Raw genomic sequence first — 18,864 nt, 5'->3', positions numbered from 1 at the left:
GACCGAGTACAGCGCCATCAGGAGACTGGCTTTAAGCAACCGCTCGGGCGGTATCGACGGCCGCCCGAGCGCGCTGTACATCGCGTCAAGCCGCGGCCGGATCGATTGCAGCGCGCCATCGGCGTAGCCTTGATTGAGCGCAACGGATGATCCACCGGCACCCGCTCGTCCGGCGAGAAGTAGCTGAACACATGGCCTTGTGGGTTGACTTCACCGCGCATCATTTCCCCCGCTGTAAAACAGATTCACTGCGTACTATGACATTGCATGGATCGATCGTTGCTATTCGCCTGAGCAGTTTTGGGCCTTTTTCAGCAACCTGCTAGTTGGATTGCGCTGCCGAGCTTCGCAATGTGCCGGCGCACTTCTCGCTGCCGGCAAGCTGGCTTCCGAGCTTTTGAAAAGCTTTCAGATACGTGTACTCGAAGATCGGCGTGTAAGCGAAATAAGCGGCATTCTCGACATGGCTCGCCTTGAACGCTTCGAGCAATTCACCCTCGGACGTAAAGCATTCCGCGATCACATCGACGTAATAGTTTCCGATCAGCGGATTCAACACGCTATAGCCGCGTATTTTCACGGCCCGATCGGCTTGCGGCATTTGCTGCCGCAACGCGACGGTGGCGAAATATTGCGAGAACGCCCGCAATGCGGTCCGCTCGATCAGCTTGCCCTCGGGAAACCAGAGCGTGTGATAGCGATAAGAAAAGTGGGTCGACTTGTCCGCGATGTCCGGCGGGATATAAACAGCGATGCTGGCCGGCAAAGGCGCTTCGGGCAACACGATCGCTTCGACCGGCGGCGGCTGAAACAAAGGCCGGCCAGCGCATCCGGTCAATGAGCCGGCCACTGCCGAAACCGCAAACAGCGAGGCGAGCAAGTTTTTCATAACGGTTTGACGGATTTTAACGCGTTGCGTTTCACGCGGCGACCTGGAAGCGGCAAGCCGGCGTCTGATCGCAGTGAGCAATAAAAAAGCCCCGCGCAGCGCGGGGCTTTTCATTTCGAAGCCGGAAACTTATACGGACATGAGAGCGTGTCTGGTCGTGGCGTCTTCTTCTGGCTTGGACGCGTTTGCCGCGTTCTGCTGTGTTTGCCGCGCCGGAGAACGCTTGAGCGCTTGCTCCAGCTCTTCCTTGCGTTCCAGCAGTTTTTGAACCAGCGGCAACTGCTCGGATGATTCGTGACGCATGTCGGAACTCCTTAACGTTAGCACTTCGTCAGTTCGATCTTCCCTCCGGTTCCTTCCTGAGCCATTTGATTTATCTGGCCATGTTACGCCAGCCGTTTCGACATTTCAACGGGCGCTCATCGATCGTTGACACGAAGGCGATCGTTTGACGCGAGGCGATCGTTCGACATCAGGGCTTAGCGACAAAAGCGTCACGCGCCGACACGCCGATATTCGAATGATCGGTAAAGAAGCCATCGATGCCGGCTTCGAGGAACATGCCGATTTCGGCCTGCGCATCGCCGAACGCGTTCGGCTCGCTGCCGTTCTGCAAATTCAGCGGCAGGAAGCGGTTTTCGGCGCGGAACGTATACGGATGCACCTTGAGGCCGGCGGCATGGGCATCCGCGACAAATGACGTTTGATTGCGCAATTCGAGCTTGCCGTTGGCGTCGCGCGGAATAACGTAGCCTTTTTCGGGACCGACGCCGTCGGCATACCCGGCGATGTCGCGCAAGCCTGCGGCCGTCGCCATTTGCGCGTAAGTCAGGCTGCCGCCGGCCGCTGCAACGTCATACGGCTTTTCGGTGGCGGACCCGAACAACTGCACGAGCGGCAGATTCGTCAGTTGCCGCAGATCCTTGAGGTTGGAAATTTCGAACGACTGAATAAAAACCCTGGCCCTCGCCCCTTTATGGCCGTTGCCGCGCAGGATGCGCACCAGCGGCTCCTCCATCGACAGACCGAGGCCATCGAAATAAGTCGGATGCTTGGTTTCGGGATAGATGCCGATGCGGCGATTCTGCGCGTGCTGCATGCTTTTCACGAGGTCGATTACTTCCTGCAAGGTCGGGATTTCGAACTGGCCATCGAAACGCATATTGGCCGGCCGCACGTCCGGGATGCGCTCGATGGCGTGCAATTGCTTTATCTCCTTCAGGGTGAAGTCTTCGCTGAACCAGCCGGTGATGCTGACGCCATCGACCGTTTTGGTGGTCTTGCGCGCGGCGAATTCCGGACGACTGGCGACATCGGTGGTCAGATCGAGCACATTGTCATGACGAGCGATCAGCTCGCCGTCTTTGGTCATGACCAGATCGGGTTCGATGAAATCCGCGCCCTGCAGGATAGCGATGCTGTAGGCCGCCAAGGTATGCTCGGGAAGGTAGCCGGAAGCGCCGCGGTGGGCGATCACGATCGGCTTCGTCTGCGCCGTGCCGGAACGAGCGGGCGCTTTATTGTCAGCGCCCGTTTCCGCGCGTGCGTTTTCGATCGGGCTCAAATTGTCCACTGCTTTCAGCATAAAGCTCGTCACTATCAGGGCGGCAAAAACAATGACGCCTGGAACGGATTTCACCATCATAAGCTCCTTGGGGATTAACTGGATGTGCTGGATCTCGCGTCCATGCCGGGAGCTTATTCCGCGTCCGTTACCGCTTGATGGCGCCGCTGTTGCTTGGGAATGACAGGTTTGTTTTTGCCGTCTCTTGCGGCAAGGGAAATCGGGAGCGAGCGCGCTTTCCCCGCCCCGGCCCTCCCCAGCAAGTGGGGAGGAAGCAAACCGAAGTGAATCAGAAGCCGCTGCGCGTTCGTCGCCCCGGCCGAAAACAGGCGCCATTGTCATAATATGTCTCGTGCGCATTTTCGTCGGCCCAGCCGGGAACGCCGAGCACCGGCAGCGGCAAGAATGCGCGCTTGTCCAAGGCGCCGCTGGAAAAATAATCGCCCAGCCGGGCATCCAGCACAGCACGTTGAGCCGTCATCGCGAGCTGCATGAAGCAGTGATCGAAATCCAGCATGACAGCATGCCCGGTCATGCCCGGATACGGCGCCAGCGCTTTTTCGTAGAGGGCATGGCCGAATACGAAAAACCGCATGCCGGCTATCGTTTCCGCGCGCCGCGCCCAGAACAATTCCTTCCAGCGGAATTCGCGCAATAGCCGCGCGAGCCCGGGATTCGCGCAGGCGATGATGACGCCGGATTCATCGAACAAGGTCAGAGCATCGCGAATCGGGCCGCGGTTTCCCGGTCCGTCCCCGGCGCACGCCTGCAGTTCGTCGTGATGACGCGCATTCAAGGCAGCCTTGATTCCGGGAAACGCCAGCCAGACCAGCGCATTGAACAGGTCGTGCCAATTTTCCGCGCGCGTCTGGACTTCGCCGTGCGCGAAAACGCGCGCTTCGTAGGCCAGACCGGCACTAGCGTCCTGGGCGACAAAGCGCAGCGGCTCGCCGGATCGCACCGTGATCGCGCGGCGCGCCGCCAATTCGGATAGCTGCTCGACGCGCGGCCAGCGCTCGCCGGGCAGCAGGCCGGCAAATTCCGCCAGCGGCGCAAACATCGGCGAACCGGTCACGCGATCCGTCGGCCATCGCGGCGTCGCGCGGGCTATTTCAGCAATTGGCATTCGAGCTCGTGCAACCTTTCTTCGAGTTCGCGGATGCGTTCGAGATAGGTCAGCGCCAACGCAACGCCTTGCGTGTTGAGTTCGAAATCGTCGCGCAAGCGCAGCGCCGTGCGCGCCTGGCTGATGCAGCGCGAACTGAACACCCAAGTGACGCTCTCGCGCGTGGATTGTTCGAACACGCCGATTTCGACGAGCTCGCTGATCTCGGCCTCGCTCAAGCCTGAAGCGCGCTGCAGCTCGACGAACGTGATGCGCGATGTTTCATCGAGGAGCAGACTCTCCGGGATATCGCGATCCTTTTTGCCGCGGTCGTTTTCGCTTGATGTCCGTTCTGCCATGTGTCCTCCGAAGTCGTCGATCGCCAACCGCTTTAGCCGTCGAAATGCGCGCGCGGATCGAATGACGATGCCTGCGCCAACTCGGCAAAGAGCGCTTTCTCGCGCGCGCTCAAATGCGCCGGCGTGGCGATCTGCAAAACGGCATACAGGTCTCCGGCGGCAGCGGCGCCTGGCCTGGGCAGGCCGCGGCCGGCGACGCGCAGCTTCTGTCCGGGGCGCGCGCCCGGCGCGATCTTCACGCGCACCCTGCCGTCCATCGTCGGCACTTCCACGCTTGCGCCGAGCGCCGCTTCCCACGGCGTGATCGGCAGTTCGAGATAGAGATCGCTGCCGTTCGGCTTGAACCAGCGGTGCGGGCGCAAGCTGATGTTCAGATACAAATCGCCATTCGGCGCCTCGCCGAGGCCGGGCGCGCCCTTGCCCGGGACGCGCATTTTCTGGCCGTCGACGACACCTTTCGGAACGCGGACTTTGACGGTTTTGTTGACGCGGCGCATTGCGCCGTCAGGCTTGAACTCAGGCATCGCCAGTTCGAGGCTGATCTCGGTTCCCTGAAACGCATCCTTCAGATCGAGCGTAATGGCGACCTCGAAATCCTGGCCACGCATCGCGAAACCGCCGGAGCCGCCCGCGGCCGCGCGAGCGCGACGGCCAGTGTTGCGCGCAGTACCGGCGCCGCCGAAAATTCCGGCAAACAGATCGCCGAGGTCGATGCCGCCGAGGTCGTCGGCCGTGCCGTGCTGCGCGTACTGGCGCTCCCAATCCGGCGGCGGCGTGAAATCCTGGCCGGCGCGATGGCTGCCGAGCCGATCGTACGCCGCGCGCTTTTCGGGATCTTTCAGCACCTCATTAGCCTCGCCGATCTCCTTGAATTTTTCTTCGGCGCGCGCTTCTTTCGACACATCGGGATGGAATTTTCGCGCGAGCTTGCGGTACGCCTTTTTGATGTCTTCCTGACTGGCGTCGCGCGCCACGCCCATCGCTTCGTAGTAATCCTTGTATTTCATTTGATCTGTATGGAGTCGCCCGCGCTTTCGGGTTGTGGTTGCGGCGGCGAGGCTGCTATCAGATATTGATCGAGAAATTGGTCGAGCGTTCGAACCCAGCGCGCGCGGTTCAAGCGAAACGCGTCGCCGTGGCTGCCGGTCAATTCGAGGAACAGCTTCGGCGCATGCGCGGCTTCGAACAGTTCCAGTCCATGGGCGTAGGGGACGATGCTGTCGTCGGGCGCGTGCGCGACCAGCACCGGGCTGTGCACCGAGGCCAGGCTCCCCCTGGTGTCGTAATCGAAACGCGACAACACCTTCGACGGGAAAAGCGGATACAGGCTGCCGGCGAGTTCGGGCAGCGACGTGAACGTGCATGTCAGGACCAGCGCGCCCGCATCGACGCGCGCTGCGAGCCACGCCGCAATCGCGCCACCCAGCGATTCACCGATGATGACGATGCGCTGAGGTGGAATGCCGCGCACCCCGGTCAGATAATCCCACGCCGCCTGCGCGTCTTCGTAGGTATTGCGCTCCGACGGCGTGCCGGTGCTTTTGCCATATCCGCGGTAATCGAAAATCAGCGTGCTCAAGCCGGCTTCGTTGAAGACGCCGAACGCATCGAGCCGATGCGAAACGTTGCCGGCGTTGCCATGCACGAACAGCACGACGCCGCGCGCAGCGTCGGCCGGAACGTACCACGCGTGCAGCGCGTTGCCGTCAGCGCTCTGAATCGAAACCTCTTCGTGGCGCAGCCCGATCGCCGCCGGCGTTGCAACGAGCTCGCGGCCGATCTGCGGATAGAACACGAGCCGCGCCTGAAACCAGTACAGCAGCACGACCAGCAAGGCATAAGCCCCGGCGATGATGGCGATCGCGATAATCAGGGTGCGCATAAGAATCGTTCAACCGGGGCAGTCCGGGCAAGGGACGCTCCGTATAAAAGCTTTGCCGAGGAGGGCTCTGTAGCGGATAGTCTAAAGCCGCGCTGCCGCTACTGCCCGGACTGACGCCGGTTCACTTCCATTTTCGCCGCAGCGCTGAATCTTTACACGATCCTTATCGCCGCCGAATTCGCCCCTGCTATCTTGACGAGGCAAATAACGATCATCCACCGGGCGCGCTGGCCCTAGATTATCTCGTAACCTCGCAAGCCGGGCGCTTCCGTTTCCGGGTTCGGGCAGAGCCCGCTGTGTGACCAAAGAGATCAGAATGAGAAAAAGCATAGTTTTGAAAGCGTTGATTGCCGTGAGCCTGGCCTTCGTCGTCGCCGGCTGTGGCAGCGACGGCGACGATATCGATAGTGGCAACGCCGGCCCTGCCGGAAGCGACGGCCCATCGCGTATGGTAGCCGCACCGCAGCAACCGAGCGGCAACGCGGCTGCCGGGCAGGCGGTCTTTCGTTTCGCAACCTTCGGCAACGAGCGCTTCTGGACCGATGCGGTACGCCTGCAGCAGAGGATGGTTGCGGCCGGCGTAACACCGCTGCAGGCATTGCAGCTTGGCCTGCATGTCGATTCCGACCGCGTGAGCCCGGCCATCAAGCAGCAACTGGCGACCGAGTTGGCCGCCGATCCGAGCGGGCAACGTCGTCGGTGCTGAATAATCCGGCCAATACCGCTGTTTTGGTCAGCGCTGACGCGGTCATCGGTCTGTCGCCCAAGGACAGCAATAACGACGGCGTGATCGACATCGCCATCGGCGATAAAACCGGCGCGACCTGTGCGTTGTGCCACACCATCACCGACGCCTCGGTATTCAGGTCGGCGACTGGCGGCGGCACGATCGGCGTTCGCCAGGATGGCCGCGCGACCCACACGCTCGATTTCGGCAGTCTGCTCGCTCTGGGTCAGAACTCGATGGGCGTATTACCCGGTGCTGCAGCTCAACCTCGCCGCCAATGGCAACACGACGCTCGGCCGCGCATCGAATCCGGGCCTGACCGAAAACTCGACCGAGGCTGCAGCCGACGCTTATCTTCGCGACAAGAATTCCTATCCGGTCGGCATGTTCGACGATACCGTCAGTGGCAACGGCGATCCGATGCACACATGCCGCTGTTCGAGCAGGATCTCGCCTTTCCGTACGGCAGCGACGGCACCATCACGACACAGGACAATTTCGCCAACACCGTCTACACGATACTGTTGGACCCGACGCGATTGACGACGCCCGGCGGACGCGCCTTTGTAACCTTGCTAGGCGGCGGCGCCGCGGGCAATGAGATCGTCGATGATTACATTGAGATCGTCGATGATTACATTGCTGTCTTGGCCAGAACTGGCGTTACCGGCCCATTCCCCTACGTACAGGCATCGCCTCCGGGCAATCCGGCGCCTTCCGGCACCGAGCCGTTTCCGGCTGGCGTGCGCGTCGACGACACGATGCTGGCGGATTTGAATGCCTACGTGTTCAGCTTGCCCGCCCCCGCCGGTGTCGATGGCGACACCCAAGCGACGGCGCGCGGCCGCCAACTTTTCCGCACGGTCGGCTGCACGGGTTGCCACAATGTCGATCAAAGCCGACCAGTACCCGGTTTCGTCGTCGCGATGAGCGAGATATTCCCCGGCGACAATCCGGTCACGCTGCTCGCCTCGCGCGCAACGCCGATGTTTCCGAGGCTGAATCCGATCCTGAATACCGTCGGCAATATTTCGACGACAAGATGGCCGTGCTCAACGCGACCCTGGGTGTGAGTTTTCCGGCCGACCAGCGCATGCCGCTATCAGGGCACTGGCGTACTGTTATGGATTCGCGACACGCGGGCCGACCACCATGGCCCGCCCGTGATGGCCATCGGCGTTATAGCTGCGCAATACCTGCGCGCTGATCCGATCGCCGTACCCTGCCTCAACCAGCGCAACACAGGCGCCGCCGAAACCGGCGCCCGTCAGTCGCGCGCCGAAAACGTTCGGATGATCCTGCAACAGCGCGACCAGCGCGTCGAGCGCCGGCACTGAAACCTCGTAATCGTCGCGCAGGCTCGTATGCGAGGCATTCATCAGCTCGCCAAAGCGCTGCGCGGTAACGTTGCCGACCGCGTCTAGGACCCGCTGGTTTTCCGAGACGACGTGGCGCGCACGCCGGTCGAGGGGCGCCGGCAGCGTATCGACCCGCGACAGCTCGTCGACATCGCGTAGCGCGGGCACGCCGAGACGCTGCGCCGCCTGTTCGCATTCGGCGCGCCGCTGGTTGTAGGCGCTGGCGGCGAGCGAGCGCGGAATGCCGCTGTCGATGACGACGAGTTCGGCATCTGGCGGCAGCGCCAACAGACGCCGCGTCAAGGTTCGCGTATCGAGGAACAGCATGTGCGAAGTATCGGCGAGGCTGGCGGCCATCTGGTCCATGATGCCGCACCGCACGTGCGCGAACTCGATTTCGGCGCGCTGGGCGAGCTGCGCGATGGCGACATCTTCGAGTTCGAGCCCGAGCCATTCGCGCATGGCGCGCAGCACGGCGACTTCGAGCGCGGCGCTGCTCGAGAGCCCGGCGCCGATCGGCACATCGGATGCGACGCGCAAGACGAACGGCGGAATCGAGACCCCGGTCTGCTCGAGTGCGCGCACGCAGCCGATGACGTAGCGCGCATAGCCTGCCGGCGCGCCATCGAAGCGCGCGCTCTCGTCGAGATTGGACGAATAGAGTTGCGAGCGCGCATCGCGACTCCGCGCGAGCTGCACCGTGGTCCGTTGCGGTATCGCAATCGGCAGCACGTAGCCATCGTTGTAATCGGTGTGCTCGCCGAGCAGATTCACGCGGCCCGGCGCGCTGGCGCTGACTTCGGGCGCGAACCCGAACAGTTGCTCGAAGGTTTTACTCATCGGCGGCGTGCTTCGTCATCGCGGATAACGTTTCGCCTCTGCCTTTCGATTTGCGCGACGACATTCGAAATTGCTACCTTTGCAGTACCAGCGGACGCGCAATGCCGCGCACGCTCTGGTGCGGCCAGCGCTCGTCATACGTCAGATTCTCAGGACCTTGCGCGGTAATCAGGAACGTGTCTTCGATCTTTGCGCCGACGATGCTTGGGTTCCATGCCAGCGCCATACTTTCATGCAACTGCAAACGGGTAGTGGACGTGGCGACGATTTCGCGCGACCGATAGCCGGTGCTACCGCCCTGGTGATGCTGATCGATCGCATCCGGAAAACCGTGCGCGGAATACGAATCGGCCAAAGTCCGATAAACGCTGTCCAGAGTGTTGCCGGGTCGCGATTGCGCGAGCGCGTCGGCTTCGATTTCGCGTACGCTGGCGTGCCGCTCCGCCACCTCTCTGCCGATCGCGCCGAAAGCTACGAAGCGCGTTAAATTCGCGTAGAGTCCAAAACCGCGCGCGCAGAAAACCAGCATCGCGATTTTCCCGAGCGGCGCTGCCGTCGGCGTCGGATGCCGATACCGCGGCAGGCGCCGCTCCCCAGCCGCCAGCGTCAAAGCTGGATGCAGACCACGCGACCACAGAGCTTCGGCCCCGGCGCCGGCAAGCTCGTGCTCGGTCCAACCCGGTTGCGCGACGCTGAGGACGTCAGTCATCGCTTGGGAGGCGAGCGCGCCCACCTCGCGATAACGCTCGATTTCGGCCGGCATCAGCGTGTACTTAAGCTCGGCGATAGACGACGGCAGCACCGTTTCGCCTGCCGCGGGCTGATCGCTGAGCACTTTGCCTGCCCCGGACAGGTCGGCCGTGAATTGTTCGCGCTCCTGCGGCTCGGACCAGCGCCCGCCGTGCAGGCCGAAGCCGGCAGGCAGCTCTTCATCGCGCAAACGCTGCGCTTCGATTTCACTGGTCAAAACCCACGCCTCGTCAGCGCTGATCAACACTTCGGCGATGCCGGTATCCGCGGCGAGCAAGACGACGTTCGAGGCGCCCGCCGTGATCCACGAAAACCAGTCGCAGCCGCGCAGCCGGACGACGCTTTGCTCGCCGCAGCCGCGCATCGCGCCCCTGACAAGCGCGAGTTTTGCCGCGACTTCCGCTGCCCGCGCTTCCACGTCAGAACGTTACCTCGACCGCCTGCAACTCGCGCGCCTTGTCCTCGGGCAGCGTGTCGTTGGCGAACATACCCGCCGCGAGCTCGGTGCCGGCGAGAAATTTAAGTCGATCGCGCGTGCGATAAGGCGGGAGAATTTCGGCGTGCAAATGCGATTCGGGATGCGGCCCGCTGTTGACCGGCGCCTGATACCACGCCATCAGATAAGGCAGTGGCCGCTGCCACAAGCCATCGTATTTGAGTAGTGTCGTTTTCAGAGCGCGCGCAAGATCGGCGCGCTGCGCATCATCGAGGTCGCGGAAGCCGGCGGTCGCGCGCAGCGGTGCGACCCAGACTTCGTACGGATAGCGCGCCCACGCCGGCACGAAAGCGATGGCGTGCTCGCCGCGATAGAGCACGCGTACACCGCTTTCGATTTCGCGCGCGATCAGGTCCTGCAGCAGCGGCGTTCCGTGTTCGCGCCAATACGCTGTCTCTTGCTGGTTGATCCGCTGCGGCACCGGCGGCACGAACGGATACGCGTAGATCTGACCGTGCGGATGATGCAGCGTGACGCCGACTTCGACACCGCGATTTTCAAACGGCAGGATGAATCGTACGGTTTTGTCTTCAGCCAGCTGTTCGGTGCGGGCGCCCCACACTTCGATCAGGAGTTCGATATGCGACAACGGCAATGCGGCGAGCGCGGATTTCGCATCCTGGGTGAACACGACGACTTCGCAATGCCCGGTCGCAGGCAGGGTCTCGACGATGCTGAGCGGCGCGTCGTGCGCGGCCGCGGTCAAGGTCGGAAAAAAATTATCGAGCACGGCGACGTCGTAGTCGCCTTGCGGCAGCTCGGTCGGGTTATCCGCATCGGTCGTCGGCGCCAGCGGATTGAATTCCGGCGGCGGCATGAACGTCCGCGCCTGCCGGTAAGCGGCGTAAGCGATCCATTCGCCGCGCAGCGGATGCCAGCGCAAATGCGGATTCGCCCCGGCCGCGCCGCCTTTCGGGCTCGGCGCGATCAGATTCGGCGCGATCGGCCGCCGGCTGTACAAGGTCATGCGCCGGCCATCGGGCTTGGTCAGCTCGACGCTGTGCACGCTTAGCTACCGCGGACAGCAGCGGCGATCGTCGCCAGCGGCAGCTTTGGCGTGCGGTCGGCGAACAGCAGGCCGTTGGCTTCCTGGAACGTGTCGGCGAATTGGGTATAACAAAAGCCGCTGAACATCCCGGTGGTGCGGGCGACGTCGAGCAGCGCCAGACACTGCGTTTCGTAAGCTTCGATATCATCGCAGCGCGTATAGCCCCACGCCTCGTTACGGCGTGGATCGTCGGATGTGACGTAGGCGATACCGCCGAATTCGGTCAGCATGACCGGCTGGCCGCGGTGCGGAAAACCGTCGAGCGTCAACAACCGGCCACCGGGCCGGCGGCGGTCGAACAGCTCTTCGGTCTTGACGGTAGGGCCGTAGCGCGCGCGCAGGTTGACCGGATTGCAGTCGTAATCGTGGATGCCGATGATATCGGTCGCCGAGCTTTCCCAGCCGTCGTTGCCGATCACCGGCCGCGTCTGATCGAGGGTTTTGGTCAGATGATAAAACGCCGCGACGGCATCGCGCGCCGCCGGCACCGTCGGCAGATCGGGAACGCCCCACGATTCATTGAACGGCACCCAGACGATCACGCACGGATGGCTATAATCGCGCCGGATCGCCTGCGTCCATTCCTGCATCGAGCGTTTTATGGCTTTGTTGGTGAAACGATACGCGCTCGGCATTTCGCCCCAGACCGCGAGGCCCAGCGTGTCGGCCCAGAACAGATAGCGCGGGTCCTCGAGCTTCTGGTGTTTGCGCACACCGTTGAAGCCCATTGCCTTGGCCAATTCGATATCGCGCTTCAAAGCCTCGTCGCTTGGCGCAGTCAACAGCGTTTCCGGCCAGTAACCCTGGTCCAGAACCAGGCGCAATTGATACGGCCTGCCGTTCAGCAGGAAACGATCGCGCTGAATGTTGACCGAACGCAGCGCCGTGTAAGACTTGAACTCGTCGACGAGTTCATCGCCGCGCCATAGCCTCACCTCGGCCTGAATCAGCGTCGGCCGCTCGGGGCTCCACAGCAATTCGTTGCGATAATCTTCGATGCCGGGATCGGACAGCGCAATGCGTCGGTGCACCTCGCCGTTGATGACCTTGTAGCTGTCGTCGACCAGAACCTGCGAGCCGCTGCACAAGCGTAATGCGATGCGCATATCGTCCGCCAGCGGCCCAACCAGAAAAAACTCGGCGCCGATTTCCCAGCGCTCGATATGCGGCGTCCAGCGCAGCCTGTCGATGTGGGTTTCGGGAACGCATTCATACCAGACGGTTTGCCAGATGCCAGTCGTGCGCGGGTACCAGATCGAATGCGGCTCGAGCTGCCAATCCTGCTTGCCGCGCGGCTTTTCGAGATCGTCGGCGTCGTCCTCGGCATAGACCGTAACCCGCTGCGGACCGTTGCCGCGCAGCGCCCAGGTTATGTCGGCGGAGAAAGGCGTGTGGCCGCCTTCGTGCTCGACCACCAGCATGTCGTTGATCCAGACCCGCGCGAGATAGTCGACAGCGCCGAAATGCAGGATAACCCGGGCTGCGCCGCGTTCGACCTCGAACTCGCGCTGGTACCAGCAGGCGCGGTGAAAGCCGGTATCGTGAATGCCGCTTTTTTTACACTCGGGCGCGAACGGCACCAGGATCGTGTGCGGCCACTCGTGGATATCGGGCGGCGATGCGTAGCTGCGCTCGTGGTCGAACCGGAATTTCCACATGCCATTGAGCGAAACCCAGCGCGAGCGCTGCAATTGCGGGCGGGGATAAGCGTTTTGCATCGGCGTCTTTGATGGTCCCTGATTTGAGCCGCGGTTAAGGCATGGCCGCGGCGGCGCGCGAATGCGATCGCGTCGCGGCGATTTCGAGTACGCGTTCGGCCGCCGCGTGGGCGCCTCCACCCTTGGTTACCAGTTGGTGAGCCCGCGCCGTCGTCGCAGCACGAGCTTCGTGATCAGCGAGAATGAATTCGATCGCGGCTGCGATGCTTTCCGGAGTGACGTATTCTATCGGCACCCTCGTCGCCGCGCGATGCTCGCTCAGACGCTCGCCCAGTATTTGCGTCTCGGCAATGATTCCGGGAATGATCAGCAGCGGCGTGCGCAGCGCCGCGCATTCGTGCATCGTGCTCGTGCCTTCCGCAACCACGATGTCGGCGGCCTGCTCGAAGCGTAGCGCCTGTTCGGGCTTGATCACGCCATGCGTCTCGACCCATGGCGGTAACTGTTCAGGGACGCCAACGACGCCATGCAGTTCTTGCGGCTGGCTGACAGCGAGCAGTATCAGGCGTAGCCGCGGGAAGCGCGTCGCGCGCAAGCCCTCGATCGCGGCGTAGACGGCGCTCAGCACGCGATGACCAAACTCGATGCCGAATGGGAAGCCGCGCGGCGCATAGACCAGCGCCTGTTCCGCGCCGCCGATTCCAAGTTCCGCACGCGCCGCGGCTTTATCCGGAATGCCGTCAATCTGCAGGAAAGGACCAGTGTGCAGCAGCTTGTCGCGGAACCTTTCAAGTTCGGGCGGAATGCCAAACACCGGCGCGTAGGCCCAGATAATCGCATCCATCTGAGACATGAACGGCCAATCCATGAAAAGTTCGTCGCCAACCGGGAAGAGCGGAATCGAAACCCAGGCCGCGCGCGGGACGATGCTGCGCAGCGGCAGCAGATAGCGCGCTGTATCGTCGACGATAACGTCGGTATCCCCGAAAAACTCGCGGATGATGGCATCGCGGGTTTGGCGTGTGCGGGGCGGCAGCAGGCGCGCCGGGAAGCCCATGCGCTCGGTGGCCTCGATATTGAATGGCCGCAGACGCTCGCTATCGAGTACGTAATCGACGCCGACGCCAGGTTCGAGCTGCCGCAGCGCGCGCGCCAGGCTTGCCGTGCGCGAAATGTGCCCGATGCCGCCGGCAACCGACGGCAGCATGGTGACTTTAAGCATCGCCGTCAAAACCAGAACCTGTTTACGCGAAGCGCGGCTTCGTCACGCCGTCGCCTGTTGCTCGCGCATCGTCTGCGCCGATACCTGTTCCGCGGCTTTTTTTCCGGCCAGGAAGGCGTGATCCGAATTGTAGTATTCCCATTCGCTGTAGCGCCCGGCGAGGAGGATGTCGTGCGCCGCCAGCCAGGCGCGGATCACGGCGACATTCTTGGCGCGTCCGTGGTCGTACAGCACATATGCATAAGGCATATCGACCTGGTTCCGCACAACGATCGCGTCGTCCCCCCGGATAACGCCGACCTTGACGCAGTCGGCGATGCAGCTTTCGATCAGCGCATCGCCGTCGCACGGCAGCGGCTTGTGTTCCGAATAGGTGATTTCGCAGGTAAGCCCGAAACCGCCGGGCGGATTGCAATGCGGGCTCGCGTTGCCTTGCACGAATATGCGATGGAAAACGGTTTCTTCAGGATAATAAATCCAGTGTTTTTCGGTGATGTTTTCGCGGCCGATGCCAAGGTTCACGCAGCGCACCGGCACGTGCCGCAACGCCTGCGCCGCGGCGCGTACTTCAGCCGGCGCCTCATTGCCTGTCATGCGTATCAGTTGCGGCAACGGCATGGTGCTGATCAAGGCGCGGTAGCTGTGGCTGCTGCCGTCGGCCAGGATCACGCAGCGCTGCGCCGGCGAGACGCCGGCAACCGCGGTGTTGAGCTTGAGCTCGCCTTTCAAATGCGGCAAAAAGCCATTCATCAGCGCCTGGAAACCGCCGCGCAACGGATAACCGAAACGCGCGTTCGGACCCATCGGTTTCGCCACCGGCCGCAGCGCGCCTTCGATCATTTCCCCGAGGTCAGGCAACGGCACGCGTCCACCGAGCCACGAGGTTTCCATATCCTGCAAAGGATGCGCCCAGATTTTCCTGTTGTAGGGAATCGCGAAATGCCTGGCGATGCCGGCGCCCCAGACGCGGTAGATGAAATCCTCGAAATTTCGCGGCGACTTTCTGCGATCGTTGCCGGCCGAGCGGTATTTGCCGAGCGGCGCTTCGGCTTCGAGCAAACCATCGCCGCAGCAATCCATGATCTTTTCGGTTTTGCCGGCGCTGACCGGCGCAATACTGCCGAAGCGCGCTTCGATGGCGCCGACGATGCATTCCCTGGCGACTTCCGGCGGCAAGCCGTAGAGCGCGCCCTGAAACGGATAGCGCGTATAGACATTTTTGCTGTAAACCCAGGCTTCGCGCTCCTGCCAGTGCACGTTGTCGCCAAGCAGCATCTGATACATCTGGTGCACATAAGGATCATTCGAAAACATGATGTGGCCGGCATAGTCGAAGGTAAATCCACCGTCTTCGATCGAGCGGCACCAGCCGCCTACCGTCGCGTTTTTTTCGAGCAGCAGCGCCTCGCTGCCGAGGTGATAGGCCGCGGACAACCCGGTCGGCCCGGCGCCGATGACGACCACGGGCGACGATTTCGACGCGTCGGTTTTCATCGGCGTCAAACGCTGTTGCTGGAGCGCGTCGTCCGATTCCGCTGGGCGCGTCGCTTTCGACAACAGCGCGGCTGCAGCTGGCTCCGGCTGATGACCGTGCAGGTTTTCGAGGAGCGCAGCGACGGCGGCCGCGGTTGCATCCCACGAAGTTCGCCCCAGCACTTCGCGCATCTTCCGGAAGCGCGTTTCACGCTCGTCCGGCGTCGCGCTCAGCGCCCGCTCGCATTGTTCGATGAATCGCTCGCGGCTCTCAGCGATGTACACGATGTCGCCATAGGGCGCCGCCACGTCGACGATCGGGGTACTGACGATCGGCCGTTCGGCGGCCATGTACTCGAGCGTCTTGGTCGGACTGATATAGCGCGTCGCCGCATTCAGCGCGAACGGCAGCAAACAGACGTCCCAGCCGCCGATGAATTTCGGCAAATCCTGATAGCTCTGCTGCCCGAAGTAATGGATATTCGGCTGCCGCGGCAAACTGGCCGGATCGATCTTGACGACCGGCCCGACCATCACGATCTGCCATTCGGGATGGGCGAGCGCGAGCGCGTCGAGCAGGTCCAGATCGAGGCGCTCGTCGAGGACGCCGAAGAAGCCGAGCCGTGGTCGCGGCAATTGCGCCTGCATCCCGGGTTCGTCGCCGCCGGCCCGGCCTTGCGCGAAATGCCCGGCCTCGACACTGCTGGCAAAACAGTGAACGTTTGCGTGACGGTCTTTTTTTGCTTCGTACAAGCTGGGGCCGCCGGTAAACACGATGTCGGCCGCTTTCAATAACGCGGTTTCCCTTTGCAGCAACTGGCGCGGCGCATTCTTGAAAGCCGACAACTCGTCCATGCAATCGTAAACGATCGCGCGCGGCGGCAGATCCTTGATCAGCGGCAGCGCCATCGGCGTGTAGAACCAGGCGATATAGTCGGAGACCGCTTCGTCGCCCAGCACTTTTTGCAGCAGCGGATTCAGGTAAGGCAGCTGTTGATCGTGGAAACCTGGCGTCGCAATCGGGGTGCGCGGCGTGCATATCACCAGATTCGCATGCGGGCGCGCAATGTCGAGAAACGCTTGCGGCTCCTTGCTCAACACCGGCTCCTGGAAAAAAATCACGCGCCGGTTCCTGGCCAGCCGCGACAGCAGATGTTGTGGCCGCTGGTAAACAAAATCCCAGCGCAGATGGGAAAACACGACGATCGATTCGGACATTGCTTTTCTCCTGTTGCGGCTATGGGCTTTTCTTCTATTAGCGGTCAGGCGTGCACCATGCTTTGCGCAATGTGCAGATCGGCCGCGTATTCCTTGCATAAAACTCTCTCGAAACCGCCATCGCCAGCGAGCGTCAGATCCCATAATCCGCTGTTGTGCCAATGGTGCGAATTCTCCCAATCGGGCCGGTCGATGATCGGGTACAAACAAATTCCGCCGACCGGTACGCCGTGTTCGCGCGCGCAGCGGACTTCTTCGGCGATTTCCCGGATCCACTCGCCGCGGCCGACGCCGATGTGGCTGGTCTCCGCGATAAACAACGGACACTGATAGCGCTCGTGAATTTCGGCCAGAAGATGGCGCAGTGGCAGCCTGCGCGGATCCTTCAGATGCCAATGCAGGCGATCGCCGGTCAGATACTCCCACTGGTTCGAGTGGTAATAATTGACGCCGAGTATGTCGAGGTACTTGCGGTCGCCGCCGAGCTCCGGCTCGACCTGGCCCGCCAGCATATCCCAGGCTTCGAATTGCGAAGCGCGCAGCGCGTTGGCGGCATCGGCGAGGTCCGGCCGGCTGGGCGGCGCAATGATATGGATGATCGGATCGACGTGCACGATGCGGGCGCGCGGTTCGACTTCCCAGATCGCCTCGCAGCCGGCAATCGCGGCGCGCACCATCTGCCGCTTCAGATATCCGTCGCGCCCCTGGCAGTAACTGGCGTACGGATACATGATGCCGGTATGGCAAATCGCCCAGCAGACAAACGAGATTTCATTGATCGGCGTGTAAGCCGGCACGCGATCGCTGTGATCCTTGATGAAGCGCGCGGTCTTGCCGCAGAAGCGCGCGAAGCGGTCGGCGAATTCCGGCGCGAACGGGTCTACGTCTTCCGGCCAGCCGTAATGACAGAGCGTCCAACTCGCCTGCACGCCGGCTTTGTCGGCAGCCGCGATCATCGGCGCAAGCGATGAAAAATCGAACTGCCCGCCATGCTCGATCAGATGCCAGCGTACGCCGTCGCGTACGGCTTTGATTCCGACGTCGCGCACACGCAAATAATCCTGCTCAACCTGCCGGTCGTGCTGTGTCGTCGCGACCATGTCGAGACGTGCGCCCGAGCCATTGATGTGGCAGGCGCTCTCGAAACCGGCGATCCAGAACGAATCAAACAAAGGTGGGCACGGCACAGGCTTTCCTCTTTCGAAAAACGGACCAGGGCGAAGGTGCGGCAACCGCATCGGCTCGAATCTGTTTGCGCCAGCACTCGCGTTGCAGGCAACAGCTTGCAGCCGGAGTGCGAGGCGTAATGCGATCGTTGCGGTGTCCAAGACAGGTTGGCCATCTTGAATTGCAGATTCCTGTCCGGCGCCAGCAGCTCGTCCCCAGATGTTACGTTGTCACTTGCCGCAACGCCAGTTTGCCCGGAAGCACCATGACGCAGAAGGCGGCATCTCGAAGAGCAGCCACTCCCCAGGCTTGCTGCCGGTCCCGCGTAGGTACGACCTTGCCTCGGTGAAGTCGTTTCATCCGCCCGCTCGCGGCAGCGAGCGTGGCAACCAGCGGTGTCGCGTGCGCAAGGATTGTTTCCCGGGAATCTTTTTTTCGTTCGCCGATCAAACCGGTGTGGAAATCCTCCACGAAGCCGTCAGGAGACAGCCGTGAACAAAGACCAGATCAAAGGACGTGCGAAAGATATAGCCGGAAAAGCCAAGGAAGGTCTTGGCAAAGCGACCGACAATCCGAAAACCAGAACAGAAGGTTTAGCCGACCAGGTTGCGGGCAAAACGCAGGCGGGCTACGGCGACGCCAAGGAAGACCTGAAAAAGAATAAGCAGCGGCCTTGATGCTGCGGCGCAGCTCGTTCTTTCGCGGGCTGCGCCTTCCTGTTCGCGAGCGGTCGCCGCTCGAACGATTTAACCAGGCTGGCGCGCCATCGCCGCCGCCGAAGGGGGGACCGTTTAGGCGCGAATCAGCGTTGCCCCCTTTCAGACAAACAGCGTCAGCACGCCGGTATAGCCGTACAAGCGGTTGTGCGAAATTTCGCCGTTGCAGAACATGCCGACCAGCGGAAATTCGCCCAGCGCCTCTCGGATCATTTTCAGTTCCTCCGAATCGTCGCCGAACAGGCTGGCGCCGCGCCCCAGACACGAATAATACAGACCGCCCTTGGGCTTGCCGTACAGGCCGCTTTTGATGCTGGTCAGCATGCGCTGCATGTCGAGCGTAGCCGCAGCGCGATCGCGGCGGCAAAACATCATCGACATGCCGGGCGCGA

Annotated in this window: 18 protein-coding genes; 3 read left to right on the top strand and 15 right to left on the bottom strand. The window is 62.1% G+C overall.

Annotated elements, in window-relative coordinates; translation table 11 throughout:
• Positions 1-322: 322 nt before the first annotated feature.
• The 7 genes from H0V78_12705 to H0V78_12675 form a co-directional block, all read right to left on the bottom strand.
• On the bottom strand, positions 323-889 hold the full coding sequence (locus tag H0V78_12705) for a hypothetical protein (protein MBA2352599.1): 567 nt from the start codon (positions 887-889) through the stop codon (positions 323-325).
• A 129-nt stretch (positions 890-1,018) separates the two neighbouring features.
• Positions 1,019-1,192 carry a hypothetical protein gene (locus tag H0V78_12700; protein MBA2352598.1) on the bottom strand — a complete coding sequence of 58 codons (174 nt, stop codon included), beginning with the start codon at positions 1,190-1,192 and terminating at the stop codon, positions 1,019-1,021.
• A gap of 169 nt (positions 1,193-1,361) precedes the next feature.
• Positions 1,362-2,474: a glycerophosphodiester phosphodiesterase gene (locus H0V78_12695; GenBank protein ID MBA2352597.1), complete on the bottom strand. Its 1,113-nt coding sequence runs from the start codon at positions 2,472-2,474 to the stop codon at positions 1,362-1,364.
• A 268-nt stretch (positions 2,475-2,742) separates the two neighbouring features.
• Positions 2,743-3,579 (bottom strand): DUF3025 domain-containing protein, encoded by an 837-nt coding sequence (locus H0V78_12690; protein MBA2352596.1) that lies wholly within the window; start codon positions 3,577-3,579, stop codon positions 2,743-2,745.
• Positions 3,561-3,866, bottom strand: coding sequence for a hypothetical protein (locus H0V78_12685; GenBank protein MBA2352595.1), 306 nt, complete (start codon positions 3,864-3,866; stop codon positions 3,561-3,563). Before H0V78_12685 ends, H0V78_12690 begins: the two co-directional genes overlap by 19 nt.
• 83 nt (positions 3,867-3,949) lie before the next feature.
• Positions 3,950-4,924, bottom strand: coding sequence for a DnaJ domain-containing protein (locus H0V78_12680; GenBank protein ID MBA2352594.1), 975 nt, complete (start codon positions 4,922-4,924; stop codon positions 3,950-3,952).
• Positions 4,921-5,799: an alpha/beta hydrolase gene (locus H0V78_12675; protein MBA2352593.1), complete on the bottom strand. Its 879-nt coding sequence runs from the start codon at positions 5,797-5,799 to the stop codon at positions 4,921-4,923. Before H0V78_12675 ends, H0V78_12680 begins: the two co-directional genes overlap by 4 nt.
• A gap of 316 nt (positions 5,800-6,115) precedes the next feature.
• Between H0V78_12675 and H0V78_12670 the strand changes: the two genes are divergently transcribed.
• Both H0V78_12670 and H0V78_12665 read left to right on the top strand, forming a co-directional pair.
• On the top strand, positions 6,116-6,505 hold the full coding sequence (locus H0V78_12670; protein ID MBA2352592.1) for a hypothetical protein: 390 nt from the start codon (positions 6,116-6,118) through the stop codon (positions 6,503-6,505).
• Positions 6,499-7,599, top strand: a complete 1,101-nt coding sequence (locus H0V78_12665) for a hypothetical protein (protein MBA2352591.1) — start codon at positions 6,499-6,501, stop codon at positions 7,597-7,599. The genes H0V78_12670 and H0V78_12665 overlap by 7 nt, the downstream gene beginning before the upstream one ends.
• 48 nt (positions 7,600-7,647) lie before the next feature.
• On the opposite strand, the gene galK is transcribed toward H0V78_12665, so the two are convergent.
• The 7 genes from galK to H0V78_12630 form a co-directional block, all read right to left on the bottom strand.
• Entirely contained in the window at positions 7,648-8,724 is a 1,077-nt protein-coding gene (gene galK / locus H0V78_12660; GenBank protein ID MBA2352590.1) for a galactokinase, read from the bottom strand.
• Between the two features lie 73 nt (positions 8,725-8,797).
• Entirely contained in the window at positions 8,798-9,838 is a 1,041-nt protein-coding gene (locus tag H0V78_12655; protein MBA2352589.1) for a M24 family metallopeptidase, read from the bottom strand.
• A 55-nt stretch (positions 9,839-9,893) separates the two neighbouring features.
• Positions 9,894-10,976 carry a galactose-1-phosphate uridylyltransferase gene (gene galT, locus H0V78_12650; GenBank protein ID MBA2352588.1) on the bottom strand — a complete coding sequence of 361 codons (1,083 nt, stop codon included), beginning with the start codon at positions 10,974-10,976 and terminating at the stop codon, positions 9,894-9,896.
• A gap of 2 nt (positions 10,977-10,978) precedes the next feature.
• Positions 10,979-12,736: a glycoside hydrolase family 2 gene (locus tag H0V78_12645; protein ID MBA2352587.1), complete on the bottom strand. Its 1,758-nt coding sequence runs from the start codon at positions 12,734-12,736 to the stop codon at positions 10,979-10,981.
• A 34-nt stretch (positions 12,737-12,770) separates the two neighbouring features.
• Positions 12,771-13,907 carry a hypothetical protein gene (locus H0V78_12640; protein ID MBA2352586.1) on the bottom strand — a complete coding sequence of 379 codons (1,137 nt, stop codon included), beginning with the start codon at positions 13,905-13,907 and terminating at the stop codon, positions 12,771-12,773.
• Between the two features lie 33 nt (positions 13,908-13,940).
• Positions 13,941-16,589, bottom strand: a complete 2,649-nt coding sequence (locus H0V78_12635) for an NAD(P)-binding protein (protein ID MBA2352585.1) — start codon at positions 16,587-16,589, stop codon at positions 13,941-13,943.
• A gap of 44 nt (positions 16,590-16,633) precedes the next feature.
• On the bottom strand, positions 16,634-17,776 hold the full coding sequence (locus H0V78_12630) for a hypothetical protein (GenBank protein MBA2352584.1): 1,143 nt from the start codon (positions 17,774-17,776) through the stop codon (positions 16,634-16,636).
• A 471-nt stretch (positions 17,777-18,247) separates the two neighbouring features.
• On the opposite strand from H0V78_12630, the gene H0V78_12625 reads away from it, so the two are divergent.
• Positions 18,248-18,433 carry a CsbD family protein gene (locus H0V78_12625; protein MBA2352583.1) on the top strand — a complete coding sequence of 62 codons (186 nt, stop codon included), beginning with the start codon at positions 18,248-18,250 and terminating at the stop codon, positions 18,431-18,433.
• Between the two features lie 141 nt (positions 18,434-18,574).
• Here the strand turns inward: H0V78_12625 and H0V78_12620 are convergent.
• The coding region (locus tag H0V78_12620; protein ID MBA2352582.1) for an FIST C-terminal domain-containing protein at positions 18,575-18,864 on the bottom strand (290 nt) is incomplete at its 5' end.

This window comes from Burkholderiales bacterium (assembly GCA_013695435.1).
GTDB lineage: Bacteria > Pseudomonadota > Gammaproteobacteria > Burkholderiales > JACMKV01 > JACMKV01.
This window is presented reverse-complemented; position numbering and strand designations above follow the sequence as displayed.

Coding starts and splice junctions, on each gene's coding strand:
- H0V78_12705 (MBA2352599.1), bottom strand. CDS start 889: ATGAAAAACTTGCTCGCCTCGCTGTTTGCGGTTTCGGCAGTGGCCGGC.
- H0V78_12700 (MBA2352598.1), bottom strand. CDS start 1,192: ATGCGTCACGAATCATCCGAGCAGTTGCCGCTGGTTCAAAAACTGCTG.
- H0V78_12695 (MBA2352597.1), bottom strand. CDS start 2,474: ATGCTGAAAGCAGTGGACAATTTGAGCCCGATCGAAAACGCACGCGCG.
- H0V78_12690 (MBA2352596.1), bottom strand. CDS start 3,579: ATGCCAATTGCTGAAATAGCCCGCGCGACGCCGCGATGGCCGACGGAT.
- H0V78_12680 (MBA2352594.1), bottom strand. CDS start 4,924: ATGAAATACAAGGATTACTACGAAGCGATGGGCGTGGCGCGCGACGCC.
- H0V78_12675 (MBA2352593.1), bottom strand. CDS start 5,799: ATGCGCACCCTGATTATCGCGATCGCCATCATCGCCGGGGCTTATGCC.
- H0V78_12670 (MBA2352592.1), top strand. CDS start 6,116: ATGAGAAAAAGCATAGTTTTGAAAGCGTTGATTGCCGTGAGCCTGGCC.
- galK (MBA2352590.1), bottom strand. CDS start 8,724: ATGAGTAAAACCTTCGAGCAACTGTTCGGGTTCGCGCCCGAAGTCAGC.
- H0V78_12655 (MBA2352589.1), bottom strand. CDS start 9,838: ATGCGCGGCTGCGGCGAGCAAAGCGTCGTCCGGCTGCGCGGCTGCGAC.
- H0V78_12645 (MBA2352587.1), bottom strand. CDS start 12,736: ATGCAAAACGCTTATCCCCGCCCGCAATTGCAGCGCTCGCGCTGGGTT.
- H0V78_12635 (MBA2352585.1), bottom strand. CDS start 16,589: ATGTCCGAATCGATCGTCGTGTTTTCCCATCTGCGCTGGGATTTTGTT.